This window comes from Chloroflexota bacterium, assembly GCA_009840625.1.
Taxonomy (GTDB): Bacteria; Chloroflexota; UBA11872; order UBA11872; family VXNJ01; genus VXNJ01.
On record VXNJ01000001.1, the window covers coordinates 720,183 to 737,667 of the forward strand.

The 17,485-nt window shown below is 63.8% G+C and carries 14 protein-coding genes and 1 CRISPR repeat array; of the genes, 12 read left to right on the forward strand and 2 right to left on the reverse strand.

Annotated features, from left to right (window positions below; translation table 11 throughout):
* The first annotated feature begins 17 nt into the window (after positions 1 to 17).
* Positions 18 to 926: a CRISPR direct-repeat array (repeat unit 37 nt; unit sequence GTTGCGCCCGGCCTTCGGGACGGGCGGGGATTGAAAC).
* Positions 927 to 1,027: 101 nt separating this feature from the next.
* The 10 genes from F4X41_03230 to F4X41_03275 all read left to right on the forward strand — a co-directional run bounded on the left by F4X41_03230 (position 1,028) and on the right by F4X41_03275 (position 11,160).
* Entirely contained in the window at positions 1,028 to 1,219 is a 192-nt protein-coding gene (locus F4X41_03230; GenBank protein ID MYB16037.1) for a hypothetical protein, read from the forward strand.
* A complete protein-coding gene (locus F4X41_03235; protein MYB16038.1) occupies positions 1,216 to 1,626 on the forward strand; it encodes a superinfection immunity protein in 411 nt (136 codons plus the stop codon). Before F4X41_03230 ends, F4X41_03235 begins: the two co-directional genes overlap by 4 nt.
* 448 nt (positions 1,627 to 2,074) lie before the next feature.
* Positions 2,075 to 3,307 (forward strand): IS200/IS605 family element transposase accessory protein TnpB, encoded by a 1,233-nt coding sequence (locus F4X41_03240; protein MYB16039.1) that lies wholly within the window; start codon positions 2,075 to 2,077, stop codon positions 3,305 to 3,307.
* Between the two features lie 54 nt (positions 3,308 to 3,361).
* Positions 3,362 to 4,681: an HlyC/CorC family transporter gene (locus F4X41_03245; protein ID MYB16040.1), complete on the forward strand. Its 1,320-nt coding sequence runs from the start codon at positions 3,362 to 3,364 to the stop codon at positions 4,679 to 4,681.
* A 48-nt stretch (positions 4,682 to 4,729) separates the two neighbouring features.
* Complete coding sequence (recO, locus tag F4X41_03250; GenBank protein ID MYB16041.1) at positions 4,730 to 5,509, forward strand: DNA repair protein RecO; 780 nt, start codon at positions 4,730 to 4,732, stop codon at positions 5,507 to 5,509.
* A 19-nt stretch (positions 5,510 to 5,528) separates the two neighbouring features.
* The gene (locus F4X41_03255) at positions 5,529 to 6,842 is read left to right on the forward strand and encodes a glycine--tRNA ligase (protein ID MYB16042.1); all 1,314 of its coding nucleotides are present in this window, start codon (positions 5,529 to 5,531) and stop codon (positions 6,840 to 6,842) included.
* A gap of 121 nt (positions 6,843 to 6,963) precedes the next feature.
* On the forward strand, positions 6,964 to 8,166 hold the full coding sequence (locus F4X41_03260; protein ID MYB16043.1) for a Gfo/Idh/MocA family oxidoreductase: 1,203 nt from the start codon (positions 6,964 to 6,966) through the stop codon (positions 8,164 to 8,166).
* A 58-nt stretch (positions 8,167 to 8,224) separates the two neighbouring features.
* Positions 8,225 to 9,196 carry a sugar phosphate isomerase/epimerase gene (locus tag F4X41_03265; protein MYB16044.1) on the forward strand — a complete coding sequence of 324 codons (972 nt, stop codon included), beginning with the start codon at positions 8,225 to 8,227 and terminating at the stop codon, positions 9,194 to 9,196.
* Positions 9,093 to 10,112, forward strand: a complete 1,020-nt coding sequence (locus F4X41_03270; protein MYB16045.1) for a sugar phosphate isomerase/epimerase — start codon at positions 9,093 to 9,095, stop codon at positions 10,110 to 10,112. The genes F4X41_03265 and F4X41_03270 overlap by 104 nt, the downstream gene beginning before the upstream one ends.
* Before the next feature lie 43 nt (positions 10,113 to 10,155).
* Complete coding sequence (locus tag F4X41_03275) at positions 10,156 to 11,160, forward strand: Gfo/Idh/MocA family oxidoreductase (protein ID MYB16046.1); 1,005 nt, start codon at positions 10,156 to 10,158, stop codon at positions 11,158 to 11,160.
* Between the two features lie 5 nt (positions 11,161 to 11,165).
* Here F4X41_03275 and uvrC read toward each other — a convergent pair whose 3' ends face one another.
* Complete coding sequence (gene uvrC / locus F4X41_03280) at positions 11,166 to 13,016, reverse strand: excinuclease ABC subunit UvrC (protein MYB16047.1); 1,851 nt, start codon at positions 13,014 to 13,016, stop codon at positions 11,166 to 11,168.
* Positions 13,017 to 13,164: 148 nt separating this feature from the next.
* Here uvrC and F4X41_03285 point away from each other — a divergent pair, with 148 nt between their 5' ends.
* Both F4X41_03285 and F4X41_03290 read left to right on the forward strand, forming a co-directional pair.
* Positions 13,165 to 14,871 carry an ABC transporter ATP-binding protein gene (locus F4X41_03285; protein ID MYB16048.1) on the forward strand — a complete coding sequence of 569 codons (1,707 nt, stop codon included), beginning with the start codon at positions 13,165 to 13,167 and terminating at the stop codon, positions 14,869 to 14,871.
* Positions 14,868 to 16,679, forward strand: coding sequence for an ABC transporter ATP-binding protein (locus tag F4X41_03290; GenBank protein ID MYB16049.1), 1,812 nt, complete (start codon positions 14,868 to 14,870; stop codon positions 16,677 to 16,679). Before F4X41_03285 ends, F4X41_03290 begins: the two co-directional genes overlap by 4 nt.
* A 14-nt stretch (positions 16,680 to 16,693) precedes the next feature.
* Here the strand turns inward: F4X41_03290 and F4X41_03295 are convergent, their stop codons facing one another.
* Entirely contained in the window at positions 16,694 to 17,482 is a 789-nt protein-coding gene (locus F4X41_03295) for a hypothetical protein (GenBank protein ID MYB16050.1), read from the reverse strand.
* Positions 17,483 to 17,485: the final 3 nt, after the last annotated feature.

The following is a 17,485-nucleotide window of genomic DNA, read 5'->3' on the forward strand; positions in this document are numbered from 1 at the left end:
GGATTCGATGTCGGCGGGTTGCGCCCGGCCTTCGGGACGGGCGGGGATTGAAACTTGGGCGGTGAGTCCACTCCATTCCGCCCAGAAGTTGCGCCCGGCCTTCGGGACGGGCGGGGATTGAAACGTGTTTTGACCAGCCTGCCCGGATTCGATGTCGGCGGGTTGCGCCCGGCCTTCGGGACGGGCGGGGATTGAAACTCCGAGAACGAGCGCTCCGAGATCGACCAGGAGTCGTTGCGCCCGGCCTTCGGGACGGGCGGGGATTGAAACAAGAGTGCCGAATACATCACCTGGGATGCGCAGCAGTGTTGCGCCCGGCCTTCGGGACGGGCGGGGATTGAAACTTGGGCGGTGAGTCCACTCCATTCCGCCCAGAAGTTGCGCCCGGCCTTCGGGACGGGCGGGGATTGAAACGTGTTTTGACCAGCCTGCCCGGATTCGATGTCGGCGGGTTGCGCCCGGCCTTCGGGACGGGCGGGGATTGAAACCAACGCGCCGGTGACCCAGACGTCCTGCGAGAGAGTGTTGCGCCCGGCCTTCGGGACGGGCGGGGATTGAAACTTTTACAGCCGCGGGCGTCTAGTCGGAATACTACGAGTTGCGCCCGGCCTTCGGGACGGGCGGGGATTGAAACTGGAAGAGTTCCCGCATCCGCGCCACAATGCCTCGTTGCGCCCGGCCTTCGGGACGGGCGGGGATTGAAACGTTTCCCGGGAACCGCGCTGGTCGGCGGACGGCGCCAGGTTGCGCCCGGCCTTCGGGACGGGCGGGGATTGAAACTACGAGTCAGTGGAGCCCGATATCGGGTCCGACTTGTTGCGCTCGGCCTTCGGGCCGGGCGGGGATTGAAACTTAAATTTCCTTTTGGTAGTCGCATCCCTGGTTCGAGGTTGCGCCCGGCCCGAAGGCCGGGCGGGGAATGAAACACTAGACTGATCTGGATCTTCAGCCTCGGCCTATTCGGCGCGAGCGAGGGGGTATACGGGCTCAGGGAAGTCCCGGGCATGAGGCCAATGGAGGGTGCCAATTGATCAACTACAAGCAGTACCGGGACCATGACCGGGCCCATTTCGCGAAAGTGCTGATATTCAGCATTTTGACGCTCGGGGTTTACGCCTGGTGGCTACGCTACCGCCAAACCGAGGACATGCTGGACCTCCAGGCCAAAATGGTCGCGCTACTGTCCGAAGCAATGAGTCGAAGCATGGCCCGCCAATGAAAATGAGCAAACGCGACATCGGAATCCTCGCCGCTTTGGTCGGGTTTTTGGCGTTGTTTTGGGCGGCCGTTTGGATCGGAGCCTGGGCTCCAGACTCCGAACTGATTGAGCTCGGCGGATCGCGGGTGGCCGGCGCGCTGCTGTTGACGGTCTTAATGGTGGTTTTGACCGCGATCTATCTGATCCCGACCGCTTTGGCCTTTTACCGAGAGCACCCGAATGCCGTCGCGATCGCCGTGGTGAACGTCATTTTGGGCCTGGCGTTCGGCGTCGGTTGGCTAGCGGCTTTGGTTTGGACGCTAGTCAGCCGCAACGTGCGCAAGGAGCGAATCACCGAGGAAAAACGGGCCGCTAGCGCGGCGCTGGCCAGGCCACAGGGCCGACAGCCGATCACCTTTCAGGAATGAGCGATGAGCGAAGAATTGCTTCCATTATTGAGCGCTGTACACCAAGAGCTGCGAGTATCCAACGCGTTCCGATTGCTAGGAATGATTGATGACCCGGGCCCAGCGAGGCAGGAGCTGCGTTTAGAGATCGGGCGCAAGTCCGGGTCGAGCAGGGCAGAATCGATCATCGCCCGAATGAAGAGGTCGGCGAGCGACATGATCGTAGACAGTTGGCGGGAGTACTGAGGCTGTTCCGAGTGGCGGCGCGCCGATCACCGGATCCTAGGGTGCACCGTGGCGCAGGTGTCGACTGGAGGTCCTGGTCCGCGATCAGGGCCTGCGCCAGATCCGCGACCCAGACAACACCATCCGCCCAACCCGAATCGACCACATCACCACCCCCCATCGCCTGCGCGGCAACAACGAAATCTTGGTAACGATGGGCCAATTGCCAGAATTTGAGTAAACGGTGAAACGTGGCCATCGAATAGCGCTGAAGCCAACGCAGCAGCAGGAAGCGGCATTCCGCCAACACGCAGGCTACGCGAGATTTGCTTACAACTGGGCAGTAAACGAGTTCAAAACCGGCCTGGAGTCAGGCGAGTGGTTGAGTGAAAAGACTCTGCGGCCGCGCTGGAATAAAGTCAAACGCCGAATTGCACCTTGGTCCCACCCCCTTTCGCAGAATGCAGCCAAGTACGCGATCATCAACTTTGGCCGAGCTGCCGATGGTTGGGGAACTTCGCGCATCGCAGTGAAATCCGGTAAATGTCGCGGCCGGCGAGTCGGGTTCCCTCGATTCAAGCGTCGGAAGCACGAGCAGGGTTTTAGAGCGGACAACGGACCCGGCACAGTCCGGGTGGATGGCAAGACCGTGCGGCTACCGAAAATCGGCATGGTGCCCATGGTTGAAGAGCTACGCTTCACCGGCTCCATACGCGAGGTCACCATCAACCGGACCGCCGGCGTGTGGTTTGCCTGCTTTAGCGTCGAGGACGGTCAGCCGATTCCGCCCGTGAAACCCGGCCAAGTTGTCGGTGTGGACGTGGGAGTAGGCGTGCTGGCAGTCTGCTCAAATGGTCTGCGGGTGCGAAACCCGAAATCGTTGAACGCCAGGGTCGAACGCTTGCGCCGGATAGACAAAGCGCTGGCCCGCTCAAGGAACGTCCATGGAAAAACTAATCGCAGCAAGCGGCGCGACCGCATGCTCGCAAGGCGCCGGAGGATCCACGCCAAAATTGTCAGGGTCAGAAACGACAATCACCACAAGGCCACAACCGCGATAGCCAAGCGCGCCAGCCTTGTGGTGGTCGAGACACTAAACGTGTCTGGAATGACCCGCAACAGGCGATTGGCGCGGGCCGTTGCAGATGCCGGACTTTCCGGATTCTTGGCCATGTTGGAGTACAAGTGCGTCTGGTACGGCTCGGAGTTCGTTAAAGCGGACCGTTGGTTCCCCTCGTCACAGCTGTGCGCTCGCTGCGGCTGGCGCAATGCGGAATTGACTCTGTCAGACCGGAGATGGCGGTGTGGAGGCTGCGGGGTGCTTAACGAACGAGACGAAAACGCCGCATTAAATTTAAAGAATTGGCCGAGTTCGAGCTTCTCGGTGTCAGGACGTGGAGACCGCGCAAGTCCGACTAAGTCGGCAGTGGCCTGTGAAGCGTCAACGGGCCCAGTCGCTGCCCCTGGCCTAAATTAGGCGAGGAAATGCAGCAATGGATCGGGCCTTGATAGCGGAGTTTGGTTCCACTTAATGGAGCCTTCTAGTTGGATCGGGCTATTTGGATCGCTCGTTGTAACCCTGCTTGCCGCCTACGGATCCGCGGTCGAAGCCGCCACGCTGGCGATGCGGCCCTCACGTCTGCGTGAACTGGCTGACGACGGCAACGAAGCGGCGGCATCGATCCTCCGCCTGCTGGAGAACCAGAACCGCCGGGCCACCCTAACCGTCTCGCTGAGCCTGGCCTCAGCGATCCTAGCTGCGGTGCTGGTTACCGCGGTCCTGGCGCCGGAACTTGAACGCGCCGGGTTGCCATTCCCATTTGCCGCGATCGTTCTGACCCTGTTGGTGGTTTTTGTCCACGTTGTTTTTGTCGCCCGGCTGGCCAGGCGCATCGGGCGTCGCCTTAACGAGGACCGGACGCTGGCCCAGGCCCGGCCTTGGCGCTTGTTGCTGATGGCGGTGGCGCCGCTCGCGCTATTGGCGGATTTCGTTACTGACCGTGGATTAGCGGCTTTTGGGCGCGGCCGCGAGGCCGAGGAGATCGGCGAACTCGGCGAGCTGCGCGAAATCATCGAAGCGTCCGAGCTCGAGGAAGCAATATCCGAAGAGGACGTCGACATGATTCAGGGAGTGCTGGAGATTTCGCGCGAGCAAATAAGGCACATCATGACGCCCCGTCCGGACATGGTCATGGTTGCCGCCGAAACGCCGGCCGCTAATGCTCTCAAGATCGCCCTCGAGCACGGTCATTCGCGCCTGCCGGTGTACGCCGGCGACCACGACTCGATAGTGGGCATGGTCTCGGTTCGACAGATCGCGGCTTCGCTAATTGATCCGACCGCCGGCCAGCAACCGGTGGGCGAGCTTGCCCAACCGGCGTTCTTCGTTCCCGAAACCAAGATGGTTGACGATCTGCTGGGCGAGCTGCAGGCCGGACGCACCCACATGGCGATCGCGATCGACGAGTACGGCGATACCGCCGGGCTGGTGACGATGGAGGACATCATCGAACGGATCGTCGGCGACATCCGCGACGAAACCGACCAGGAACCGATCGAAATCATTCCCGACGGAGATGGCGCCTACCTGGTTGACGGTCGGGTCCGATTGGGCGAACTGGCCGAGCAGACCGGGATCGAGCTCGAGGCGGCCGACGCCGACACTTTGGCCGGGTTGGTCTTCCTGCGCCTGGGGCATGTCCCCGACGACGGCGAGATACTCGACATCGACGGAATCGCGATCGAGGTCGCCCTGGTGGAGAACAACCGCATCCGACGGCTGCGCCTCACTCCCGACACCGATCAACCCAAGCCGGGCACGCCCAATCCGGACGGTCGGCAAGCCGCCTAGCGGACTGCCCTCCAGTCCGGGTTCGGTGCGCCGGATCGGCAGGATCAAATGCGCCGGGTAGATCTGCAGCGGCTGGACGCGACGCTGGTACTGGGCCTGCGCGATCTTGGCGAGGCCGATCGGCTGGTTTTTCTTTACGCCCGCGATCGGGGCAGGTTCTCGGCCGTCGCTCGTTCCGGTCGCCGACCGGTATCCCGCCTGGCAGGGCACCTGCAACTTTTCGCCAAGGTCGCGGTCGAGCTGGTGCCGACCCGGTCGCTGGACATCATCACGTCGGCCCGTAGCCTTGCCGATCGGCCCCGGCTCGCCGCCGGCCGGCGCTTTGCGGCAGCATCGCGGGTGATCGAATTCCTGCGCCGCGCTACCGCCGAAGAAGATCCCGATCCGGGGTTGTTCGACCTGGCCGACGCGACCCTGGAACTGATCGACCGACGTGAGCGCGTTTACCGCCAACTCTGGCAGTTCGAGCTCGCCGCCCTGGACCGCCTCGGTCTGGCGCCGGTGTTGTTCGATTGCGCACTTTGCAACCGGGCCCTGAACGCCCGTGACCTCTGGTTCGACCCGCAAGCCGGCGGTGCAATCTGCGAGCACTGTCCGCGCAGTCCCCTGGCGGCCCGGATTTCGGAGCGCACCCTGAAAGCGCTGCGTTTTCTGCAGGAGGCCCGGCTTGGCGAAGCAGACAAGCTGGGCATCGACCCGGCGATCCGCGAGCAAATCACGCTGCTGCTGGATCGGATCCTGCAAGTGGCGGTCGGGAGCATCCGGCCCGGACCGGGCGCCGATAATTCCTTGGGGCGCCCTGCGACCGGACCAGACAGCCAGCAATAGCGAGCCAATGCCGAAGAGTATGGACGCCCTCGTGGCGTTGGCCAAGCGCCGCGGGTTCGTGTACCCCTCCTCCGAAATCTACGGAGGGTTTGAGAGTACCTGGGACTACGGACCGCTCGGCGCCGAACTGGTCCGGAACGTCAAAGAGGCCTGGTGGCGCGAGATTGTGACCGCCCGTTCGGAGGTCGTGGGCCTGAACGCGGCGGTGCTGATGTCGCCCTCGGTCTGGCAGGCGTCGGGCCACCTGGAGAATTTCTCCGACCCACTTGTCGAGTGCCTCAACTGCAATTCGCGCCTCCGCGAGGACCACTTGGCCGACGGGGTCTGCCCCAATTGCGGAGGCCCGGTGTCCGAAGCCCGCAACTTCAACACCATGTTCAAGACATTCGTCGGGCCGCTGGAGGACGATGCCGCGGTGGCCTATCTGCGCCCCGAAACGGCGCAGGCGATTTTTGTCAATTTCCGCAACGTCACTTCGACTTCACGCCTGCGGCTGCCGTTCGGGATCGCCCAAATCGGTAAGGCGTTCCGAAACGAAATAACCACCGGAAACTTCATTTTTCGAACTCGCGAATTCGAGCAGATGGAGCTCGAGTACTTCTGCCATCCCGGCGAGGACGAAAAGTGGTTTGATTACTGGGTGGACCGCCGTCGTCGCTGGTACCACGATCTGGGCATTGCCGACGCGGATCTGCGCGTGCGACGCCACGGCGATGACGAGCTTTCACACTATTCGCACGGGACCTCGGACCTGGAATTCCGATTCCCCTTCGGCTGGGACGAACTCGAGGGCATCGCCCGCCGCTCGGACTTCGATCTCACCGCCCACCAGACCGCCTCGCGCACCAAGCTGACGGTGTTCGACGAAGCCCGCGGGGAGCACGTCACGCCCTGGGTCGTCGAGCCCTCGGCGGGAGTCGACCGCTGCGTGCTGGCGTTTCTCTCGACCGCCTATCGGGAGGACGAAGTGCCCAACACCAAGGGTGGTACCGATTCCCGCACGCTGCTGGCCCTCGATCCGCGGCTGGCCCCCTACAAGGCCGCCGTCCTGCCGCTGATAAAGCGCGAACCACTGCAGGAACTGGCAGCGCGCATTCACGATCAACTCCGGTACCAGTGGGCGGTCTACTACGACGAGTCAGGGGCGATCGGCCGGCGCTATCGACGTCAGGACGAGATTGGAACCCCCTATTGCATCACGGTCGACTTCGAGTCCCTGGAAGACGACTGCGTCACCTTGCGCGACCGCGATACGTTGGCCCAGGACCGGATTCCGGTCACAGAGGTCTACGCTTACCTGGGCGACCGCCTGGCCTGGCGACCGCCATCCTGAACGGGGGCCGATACGGTCTCGGTTCTTTGCGTACTATGAGTCAGCCCGGCGCAACCGGACCCGGCGGTCCGGCGCAGCTGCGGCCTGAACCCGGCACGAATTGACATTGGTGGAGTAGCGAATGAGCGAGGATTCGGGCGGATTTCATTCGCAGGCGGTTGTGACCGACGGCGGCGACGCCGCCGAAATCGGGATCGGGATGCTCGGTTACGCATTCATGGGCAAGGCCCATTCCAACGGCTACAAGAAGATCCCGTACATGATGTATCCGCCGCCGGCGATTCCGGTGCTGCAGCGCATCGCGGGCCGCAGCGGCGACGCCGTAGCCGAGGCCGCCCGGCGCTACGGGTTCGCCGAGCACTCGACCGACTGGCGTGAGGTTATCGCCGATCCCAAAGTCGACGTGATCGACAATTCCGGCCCCAACGACCTCCATTACGACGCCAACATGGCCGCAGTCGAAGCCGGCAAACACGTAGTCTCGGAAAAGCCGCTCGGACGCAACGCGGCCGAATCGCGGGCGATGTGGCAGGCCGCCGAGGCAGCCGGCATAAAGCACATGACCGCGTTCAATTACCGGTTCGTTCCAGCGGTTGTCCTGGCCCGCAAGTTGATCGAGGACGACGTCGTCGGCGAGGTCCGCCATTTCCGGGGTTTCTATCTCCAGGAGTGGCTGGTGGATCCGAGCGCGCCCCGCGTCTGGCGCCTGGACAAGGCGCAGGCCGGATCTGGATCGCTGGGCGACCTGGGCGCTCACTCAATCGACCTGGCCCGCTTCCTGGTGGGCGAACCGACCTCAGTCAACGGCAAGCTCAAGACCTTCGTGGAAGAGCGACCGGACCCGGACAACCCCGGGCAAACCGCACCGGTCACGGTCGACGACGCCTACCTTGCGCTGGTCGAATTCGAGGGAGGGGCGATCGGGACGCTGGAGGCCACCCGTTTTGCCCACGGCAACAAGAACGGCAACATGTTCGAGATCAACGGATCCAAAGGCTCGATCGCATTCGACATTCAGCGAATGAACGAATTGCAAGTCTTTTCCGGATCTTCCGAGCCCGGCAATGCCAACGGATTCACGAACGTGATGGTCTCGGAGCAATACCACCCCTACTGGACCAACTGGTGGCCGCAGGGACACATGATCGGCTGGGAGCACACCTTCGTGCACGAACTCTGCCATTTCCTCGATTGCGTGGCCAACGACAAACCGGTCGCCCCGTGGGGCGCGACGTTCGAAGACGGCTACCGCGCCGACGTCGTCTGCGAGGCGATCGCCCGCTCGTCGGAAATGGACGGGGCCCGGGTCCGGATCGAATACTGAATCCAGGCAAGCGCCGCCGACATGCGGCGGTGCGCGCACTAAAAGGAGCAACTCCAAGGTGAAGATTGGTGTTTTTGCGGTCCTCTTCTCGGACCAACCCCTGCCCGAAGTGGCCGGCTACCTGCGCGACGTCGGCTGCGGGGCGATCGAACTGGGCTGCGGCGGCTACCCCGGCAACGCCCATTGCAATTCGGCCGAACTCCTGGCCAGCGAGGAAAAATTCGCCGAGTTTTCGCAGGTGCTGAGCGACTCCGGCCTCGAGCTGTCGGCGCTTTCGATGCACGGCAATCCGATCCATCCGGATCCGGAATTTGCCCAAGAGCACCTCAGCGACCAGCGCAACGCGATTCTGCTGGCCGAAAAACTCGGGCTCGACACCGTCATAACGTTCTCGGGGTGTCCCGGCGACGCACCGGGCGCCAAATATCCCAACTGGGTCACGTGCGCCTGGCCGCCCGACTACCCGGAGATCCTGCGCTACCAGTGGGAAGAGGTGCTGATCCCCTTCTGGAGAGAAGAGGCCGCGTTCGCGGCCGATCACGGAGTGACCAAGATCGCACTGGAAATGCACCCGGGATTCAGTGTCTACAACATCGACACCCTGCTGCAGCTGCGCGAGGCCGTCGGCGACGTGATCGGGGCCAACTTCGACCCCTCGCATCTGTGGTGGCAGGGCATGGACATTCCCACCGCGATCCGCGCGGTCGGACGGGCCGGAGCGATGCACCACTTCCATGCCAAGGACGTGAAGGTCGATCCCCAGAACGCCGACCGGACCGGCGTCCTGGACACCAAGTCGTACACCCGTGAGATCGATCGATCCTGGATATTCCGCTCCATCGGCTACGGACACGGGGTCGAAGATTGGAAGGCGATCGTCTCCGAACTGCGTTTGATCGGCTACGACGGCGCGCTTTCGATCGAGCATGAGGACAGCCTCATGTCCCCCAAGGAAGGTCTGGAAAAGGGCATCGACGTTCTGCGCCAGGCGACCGTCTTCGAACCGGCCGGGGAGGCCTATTGGGCCTAACCGGCGGCGCCCGCCAGGACGCCATCATCCGCAACCGCAATATCTAGTCAGGAACCAAACGACAATGGCAAACTTCCGTCTCTCCGTGCACCAGATCACCTGGGGACAGAACCTGGATCTGGCCCTAAAGGAAATCTCCGAATTCGGCTACCGCGGAACGGAGACTTTCGCGGGCGTAGTCGACGAGTTCGCCGGACGCGAGGATGACCTGCGGGCCAAGTTTTCCGACGCCGGGGTCCGACTGACCGCGCTCTACGGCGGCGGCCGTTTCTGGGCCGCCGGCGAAGAGGAAGAAACGATCGCCTGGAACATGCGGATCGCCGAATTCCTGCAGTCGATGGGCGCCGACCGACTTGTGCTCGGTCCGGCCGCACCCCATCTCGAAGGCGGCACCAGCGACCAGCAGTTCCAAACCATGGCGGCGGTGGCCAACGAGATCGGCAAGCGCTGCCGGGAAATGGGCGTGACCGCCGGGATCCATCCGCACTGGAACACGCCGGTTCAGGACGAGTCCGAGATTCACCGGATCTTTGACCTGGTCGACACCGACAAGGTGAAGATGGTGCTTGATCCGGCCCACATCGCCAAAGCCGGATCCGACCCGGTCGCGATCTGCGAACGGTACGCGCCGATCATCTGCTACGTCCACATCAAGGACTATTCCCCGGAACTAGACACCCCGGAGGCCAATATCCGCGAGGAGGGTCTGGCTCCAACGCTGGCATTCTTCTCCGAACTCGGGGACGGAATAGTCGACACCCCCGGGTTCGTGCAGGTGCTGCGCGACTCCGATTACGACGGCTGGCTCACCATCGAACTCGACCGCTCGCAGACGACCGCGCGCCAGAGCCTGGCCAACAACACCCGCTATCTGCGCAAGGTACTCGGATTCGACATCGGCGGAGACAACCCGTAGGAACCAGATCGCTTACGGCTCTGAGAGCGTCGGGGGAGGCCAAATGATCAACGTGGGCATCGTCGGCTGCGGTCGAATCATCGAAGAGGGGCACGCGCCGGCGTTCGCAAAACTGAGCGACCGCTTTCGCGTCGTCGCCGTCGCCGACCCATCCGCGGTCCGGCGCGATCTGATCGCCGACCGCTTCGGGGTTCCGGCCGAGCATCGCTTCAACGACTGGCAGGACCTGCTGGCGCTCGAGGCGGTCGAGTTGGTCGACATGGCCCTGCCGCACTTCCTGCACCTGTCCTCGCTGCAGGCTGCGGCTGCCGCCGGCAAGGCGATCCTGATGGAGAAGCCGATGGCGACCAGCATGGACGAGGCCGACTCGATCATGGCGGCGCTCGCTGATTCGGGCCGCCCGGCCTGCCTGATACACAACTACCTCTGGCGCCCGGAGATTCGGCTTGGCCTGGAGCTGATAAGGTCGGGGGCGATCGGAAGCCCGCACCTGTTCCGGAGCGAGGGGTTCTCGCCGGGTCACTACCCCGGCGCGGCCGGATACGATCCTGACTGGCGAATAAAGTCCGCGCGCGGCGGGGGCGGAGCGATCATCGACAACGCCTATCACTACTGCTACATGTCCGAAGCCCTGCTGGGCTCACCGGTCGAATCGGTCTACGCCGGATTCGGCACGTTCGTGCACGATATCGACGTCGAGGATTTGGGCCTGATCCAACTGAGCCACGCCAACGGATCGTTTTCGCTGATAGTCCAGGGCTGGACTGGATCCGGGCAGGCCGCATCGGAGGTGCATGGCGCCGAGGGCGTGCTCAGCTTCCCGCGGTTCGGACAGGGGCGGCTGACACTCCAACGCGGAGGAGAGTCCGAAACGGTCGACATTGAGGGTGAGTTGAATTTCGGATTCGAGGGGATCTTCGCCGACTACGCCGCGGCCCTCGAAGACGGCGGACCGCCACCGGTTGAGTTCTCCGCCGGGTATCGCAACCTGCAAATCGTCATGGCGGCCTACGAGTCCGGACGCACCCGCGAGGTGGTGCGACTCTAGCCGGCCTATTCGGCCAGGGCCTGATGAATCGCGGTCGCGGTGGCCGAGCCAATCCCGGGAACCTCGGCGATTTGGGCGGCCGAGGCGGCCCGCAGCCGGGCCAGCGATCCGAAGTGGCGCATCAATTGCCGACGCCGCGCCGGCCCGACGCCCGGCACCCGGTCCAACTCGGAGCGGCGACTGCTGCGGCTGCGCAGGCTGACGTGATAGCCGACCGCGAATCGGTGCGCCTCGTCACGAATCCGCTGCAGCAAGTAAAACCCTTCCGAAGTCGGCGGGAGCCGTATCGGGCGCGGGGAGTTGGTGCTGTAGAGCTCTTCCTCGCGTTTGGCCAGCGCCGCCAGCGGGACTGATATCGCCCGCTCGCCTTCGAGCCCCTTGAGCGCCGCCCGCAGTTGACCGCGGCCGCCGTCGACGATGACCAGGTCGGGAGACTTTGCAAATCCACCCGGTCCGTTCGATTGCTTTTCCAGTCGCGCGAATCGCCGTGCGACGACCTCGCGCATGGAGGCGAAATCGTCGTTCCCCCAGTCACCCTTGATCCGAAACCGGCGGTATTGGCTCTTCTGCGGCATTCCATCCTCAAAGACAACCATCGCCCCGACCACGTGGGCTCCCTGCAGGTGGGAGATGTCAAAGCACTCGATCCTGCGCGGGAGGCGCCGCAGTCCCAGTGCTTCGCCGATCTGGTCCAGCGCGCGCCGCAACCGGCGCCGCGAGCCCATCAGCGAGCGATGTTCAATCGCGAGCGCTTCGCGGGCGTTGTTGGTCGCCATCTCGAGCAGCCGGCGGCGCGGCCCCCGCTGCGGGACCCGGACCACCACCTTGCGGCCCAGGCGCGCGCTTAACGATGCGGCCACCAACTCGGGCTCGGCGATGTCGGTCGCCAGCAGGACCACCGCCGGCAGGTCGACCGCACGGGCGTAGTACTCGCGAACGAACTCGCCCGCCAGTTCGGCCTCGGTCTCCTGGCCCTGCAGGGCAAACGGGAACTCGTTGTGGCCCACGATGCGACCGGTACGCACGTTCAGCACGTAGCCGGCGCCCTGCCGGCCCTCGCGGGCGACCCCGATCGCGTCGATGTCACCGGCGCGGTCGTCGACCGCCTGCTGGCCGGCCATCACCTTGGAAATCGCCGCCAGGCGGTCCCGCGCCAGGGCGGCCGTCTCATAGGCCTGCTTTTCGGCGGCCCGCTTCATCTCCCTTTCGAGGTCGGCAACGATCGGGGCGCTGCGACCCCGCAAGAAATCGATCGTGGAATCGATCACACGCCGGTATTCGTCTGCTTCGACCGCCCTGATGCAGGGGCCGTTGCACAGGTCGATGTGGTACTTGAGGCAGGGCCGATCCCATTCGCGGTCCATGTCCAGGGCGCACGTCCGGAATGGAAAAAGCTTGTTCAGGAGCTTCAGCGTACGGCGCAGCGATTTGGCGTTGGCGTAGGGGCCGAAGTAGCGGGTGCCGTCGTCGAGGACGCGGCGCGTGGTGTAAACGCGGGGGTACGTTTCGTCGACCGAGATCTTGATGTAGAGGAACGACTTGTCGTCGCGCAGGCGGATGTTGAAGCGCGGTTTGTAGCGCTTGATCATGTTGTTCTCAAGCAGCAGCGCTTCGGCCTCGCCGTTGGCCACGATCACCTCGACGGCGCGGATCCGCTCGACCAGGGCCCGGTTCTTGGCCGTGAATTCGGGGTGCGACCCGAAATACGATCGCACCCGGGCGCGCAACGAGGCCGCTTTGCCGACGTAGATTACCTCGCCCGCCTGGTCGCGGAATAGATAGACCCCGGGTTTGGCGGGCAATGCGGCGATCCGTGCGGGATCGATCGCGGCGTCAATTGCTACCGGTTTTGCCATGAGCCAAATTTAATTGGACGGGCCGCCGGGCGTCGGCCGCCAGCCTGCCACCGGATAATCGTTTTACTGCAAATCGGCCAGCCGCCATGCCGCCGCGCCCGGAGCCAGCAACGCCCTGAAATCAATCTCGAGACTCTTCGGTCTTGCCATGCGCCACCGCTCGGTCTGGGCATTCGCGGGGCTTGGATTGATCCTTACGATCGTTGCCGAAGGTTTGGCCCCGCGGGCAATCGCCCGGGCCATCGACGACGGCATCGCCGCCGGCGACACCGCCACCCTGGCCGGATTCGCGGTCTTGGCGGCCGGACTCTGGCTGATGCGGGGGCTGTTCGGGGCAGCTTTCGGCTTCTGCAATCACTACGGAGCCCAGCTGGTCGGGCGCGACCTGCGAAATCTGTACTTTGCGGCATTGAACCGGATGTCGTTCACCTATTTCGACCGCAACAACTCCGGCGACCTGATAACCCGCGGAATTTCCGACGTCCAATCGGCGAGCCACGGCGGAACGATGAGTTTCTTGCTGCTGACCGAAGCGGTCGGCAAATACGCGTTTTTCGCCACCCTGATGCTGACAACCAACTTCAAGCTCGCGCTGGCGACCATGGCAATGGTCCCGATCATGGTTTTCTGGACGCTCTATTTCGGCCGGATATTTCGGACCCAGTGGCGCGCGGTAATGCGGCAACGTTCGGTCCTGACCGACGTGCTCACCGAGGTCCTCAACGGCATCCGGGTTGTGAAGGCTTTTGCCCAGGAGGACCGCGAGACCCAACGCTTCGAGGACGAGGTCCATGAAATGGTGCGAGCTATCCTGCGCGCCATCCGCAGCTTTTCGATCTTCCTTCCGGCGCTGTTTTTCATGTCCTCGATCGGCACCGTGGTCCTGATCTGGTACGGGTTTTCGCTGGTCTCGGCCGGCGAGGCGCTCATCGGCGACGTGGTCTCATTCAACATCTACATGGGTGCGCTGATCCAGCCGACGCGCATGATGGGTGCTTTCGTGCAGCGGCTCATCAACGGGATCGTCGCAACCGACCGGGTATTCGAAATCATCGATTACAGTCCCCCGGAACCGGACGAGCTGCCGCCCCCGGAGCGCGTCCCCCACGGACTGGAGGTGGTTTTCGACGACGTCTGGTTCCGCTACAGCAGCGGCGCCGACTGGATCCTGCGTGGGGTTTCCTTCGTCGCGCCGGTCGGGTCAACCGTCGGGATCATCGGTCCGACCGGATCCGGCAAGACGTCCCTGCTAAACCTGCTGCTCCGACACTACCGGCCAGACCGCGGCCGTATCCTGATCGGCGGCCGTCCGCTTGACGAATTCGACGCCAAGGAGCTGCGCTGGCAGATTTCGGCAGTCCCCCAGGACCCATACCTTTTCACGAACACGGTGTCCAAAAACGTCAGTTTCGCCAGGCCCGACTCGGACATCCGGCGGATCGAGGCCGCCGCCGACAGCGCGCAGGTCGGGCGCTTTATCAACACCCTGCCCGATCGTTACGAGACGGTGGTCGGCGAACGCGGGGTCGGGTTGTCCGGCGGGCAGCGCCAGCGCGTGACCATTGCCCGGGCGCTGGTGATGGACGCCCCGATCCTGGTCATGGATGATTCGACCTCATCGGTCGATACCGAGACCGAGCGTCTCATCCAGCTGAGCATCGACCGGCAGCTCGCCGGTCGCACCGCTTTGCTGGTATCGCAGCGGGTCTCCTCGGTCAGCGCCGCCGACCAGATCCTGGTGCTCGAAAACGGCCAGATCACCGCCCGCGGCACCCACCGCGAGCTATTGGAAGACGGGGGGCTGTATGCCGAAATCTACCGCCTGCAATCTCCGCCGGCCGAGGTTTCCACGTGATCCACTACCGCCACGACATCGAGCGCGCCAGGGCGCCGTTCAACCTCGGCCTCTTCCGGCGCATGTTCGCCTACACGATGGCCCGCCCCCGGCGCGTTGCCTACGCCGGCGCCCTCGCGCTGGTGATAACCGTCGCCAGCATGATCCAGCCGATAGTCGTCGGCGTCGCGATCGACCAGGGCATCGCCGCTGGCGACGTCACCCTGCTGGCCGCGATGTCGATCACCTACCTCGTGCTCTCGCTGACCGCGTCCGGCGCCGCCGGAACGATGGTGTGGGTAACCGGCAACATCGGTCAGGGCATGATGTTCGACATCCGGATGGAGCTGTTCCGCAAGATCCAGCGGCTCAATTTGGGGTTTTTCGACCGCACCAATTCCGGGTCGATTCTGTCGCGGTTTCTGGGCGACGTATATACCCTCAACGAGGTGATGACCGAGGGCCTGGTCTGGACAGTAGTCGACCTGGTCATGATCGTTGGAATCTTCATCATCATGCTCACGCTTTCCTGGCAGCTGGCGCTGATCTCGTTCGCGGTCATGCCCCTCCTGGCCCTGTTCGCCGGAATATTCCGGGTTCACGCGGCGCGGGCCTACCGCTGGGTGCGGGCGCTGCTCTCGGAAACCAACGCCAACCTGTCCGAGAGCATCCTCGGCATCCGCACCACCCAGACTTTCACCCGCGAGCGCGAGAACGAACGACTGTTCAACGAGGTGACCCAGCGGACGCTTAACGCCCACCGCCGCGCCCGGCTCATCGGCGTTTCGATCATCCCGGTCACCGACCTGCTGGCGGCGGTCGCGATCGCCGCGGTACTGCTTTACGGAGGATCGCTGGTGCTGGGCGACGCCGGATTGCAGCTGGGCGTGGTTGTCACCTTCCTCCTCTACGTGCAGCGCCTCTTCGGGCCCATCCAGGAAATCGGCGTCCGCTACGACCTATTGCAGTCGGCCATGGCCTCGGCAGAGCGCATTTTCGGAATCATCGAGACCCCGGAGCAGGTCCAGGACGACCCGGCGGCCGGATCCATGCCTCCCATCGAGGGCCGAATCGAATTCGACCACGTCGAATTCGAATACCTGCCCGATCAACCGGTGTTGCGCGACGTGTCGTTCGCGATCGAACCGGGCCAGACCTACGCCCTGGTCGGAGCGACCGGGGCCGGCAAAACCACCATCATCAACCTGCTCTACAGGTTCTACGACATCAATGCCGGATCGGTGTTGGTCGACGGCCATGACGTCCGCTCAGTGACCCAAAAATCGCTGCGCTCCCAGATGGGACTGGTCTTGCAGGACCCGTTCCTGTTCCAGGGCAGCATCCACCAGAACATCGCCTACGGGCGGCCGGATGCCAGCCGCGCCGAAGTCGAGGCGGTGGCCCAGGCGGTCAACCTGCACGAATCGATAGTCGGCATGGACTACGGCTACGACACGTTCGTAAGCGAACGCGGTCTGCAGCTATCGGTCGGGCAGCGCCAATTGCTCTCGTTCGCCCGGGCGCTGCTCATCGACCCCAAGATCCTGGTCCTGGACGAGGCCACCTCCTCGGTCGACACCAGAACCGAGGCGTTGGTTCAATCCGCGCTCGCCAAGCTGCTGGAGGGCCGGACCTCGATCGTGATCGCGCATCGCCTCTCAACGATCCAGAAGGCAGATCAGATCCTGGTCATCGACGCCGGCCGGATCATCGAGCGCGGCACCCATGACGAATTGCTGGCCCTGGGCGGCCACTACCGCCAGATGTACGAGATCGGGTTCGACATTTCAGACGCCGACATGACCGAAGCGCTGGCCCGCACCAGCTGAATTCGCGGCGGGCCCTAGGTCCGCAGGTCCGCCCAGAGAACCGGATCGCCCAACGGTTTGTCAGACATCTTGGCCGCCGGCTCCACGGTGAGCACCAGATCGTGATAGCTGGTAATCGGCGCAGCCGTATGCAGGGCGACAACCGCTCGCCCGGACGTCGAAGCCGGACAGGATCCGCCGAATGCACGCCCCTCGCCCCGTCCGTCGCCCAGCCAAACCCTGAAGGAATGGCCGTGTGCGGCAACCCCGTCCAGCCCGGAGACGAACAGCATCCCTTGGCGCGGATTGGCGGTAAACACCAGACAGCCGGTTGCGGTTGCGGCCGGACCCTGGCCGTGCAGGAGGATTCCCACGCCTTCGGAACTGGCCAGGGCAGAGCATTCCTGCTCCAGCGCTTCCCAGCTTCCGACCACCGAACTCACCTGGTTTTCCAGGGTGTCTATCTCGGAATTGAAGACGTTCGACGTCGTGAAGACCGCCAGCAGCACCGACGCGGTCACCGCCGACGTGGTGGCCAGCGCCGGAAACCAGCGCAAATTGGCCAGACGGTTCCACCAGGCTTCAGCCTGGCAGCCACAGGTCGCCAGCACCCGGCGGCGAACCGCCGGATTGGGATCGGAAGGGGCGAGCGTGAAGCTGAGCAGGCTGGCGGTCTCTTCCAGTTCGCTGAGTTGCCGCGCGATTTCGGGCCGGGCGTCGAGGACCTGCTCCAGGTGCCGTTCGTCCTCCGGCTCGATGCAGCCGAGCGCGCGGGCGGCCAACAACTCCTCGATCCGTTGCATTTCACGGTCGCCGGCGTTCATCGC

Bases quoted from the DNA above. Each gene is read 5' to 3' on its own strand.
- F4X41_03260 (MYB16043.1), top strand. From the start codon at position 6,964: ATGAGCGAGGATTCGGGCGGATTTCATTCGCAGGCGGTTGTGACCGAC.
- recO (MYB16041.1), top strand. From the start codon at position 4,730: ATGCGCCGGGTAGATCTGCAGCGGCTGGACGCGACGCTGGTACTGGGC.
- F4X41_03245 (MYB16040.1), top strand. From the start codon at position 3,362: ATGGAGCCTTCTAGTTGGATCGGGCTATTTGGATCGCTCGTTGTAACC.
- F4X41_03275 (MYB16046.1), top strand. From the start codon at position 10,156: ATGATCAACGTGGGCATCGTCGGCTGCGGTCGAATCATCGAAGAGGGG.
- uvrC (MYB16047.1), bottom strand. From the start codon at position 13,016: ATGGCAAAACCGGTAGCAATTGACGCCGCGATCGATCCCGCACGGATC.
- F4X41_03255 (MYB16042.1), top strand. From the start codon at position 5,529: ATGGACGCCCTCGTGGCGTTGGCCAAGCGCCGCGGGTTCGTGTACCCC.
- F4X41_03295 (MYB16050.1), bottom strand. From the start codon at position 17,482: ATGAACGCCGGCGACCGTGAAATGCAACGGATCGAGGAGTTGTTGGCC.
- F4X41_03270 (MYB16045.1), top strand. From the start codon at position 9,093: ATGAGGACAGCCTCATGTCCCCCAAGGAAGGTCTGGAAAAGGGCATCG.
- F4X41_03285 (MYB16048.1), top strand. From the start codon at position 13,165: ATGCGCCACCGCTCGGTCTGGGCATTCGCGGGGCTTGGATTGATCCTT.
- F4X41_03235 (MYB16038.1), top strand. From the start codon at position 1,216: ATGAAAATGAGCAAACGCGACATCGGAATCCTCGCCGCTTTGGTCGGG.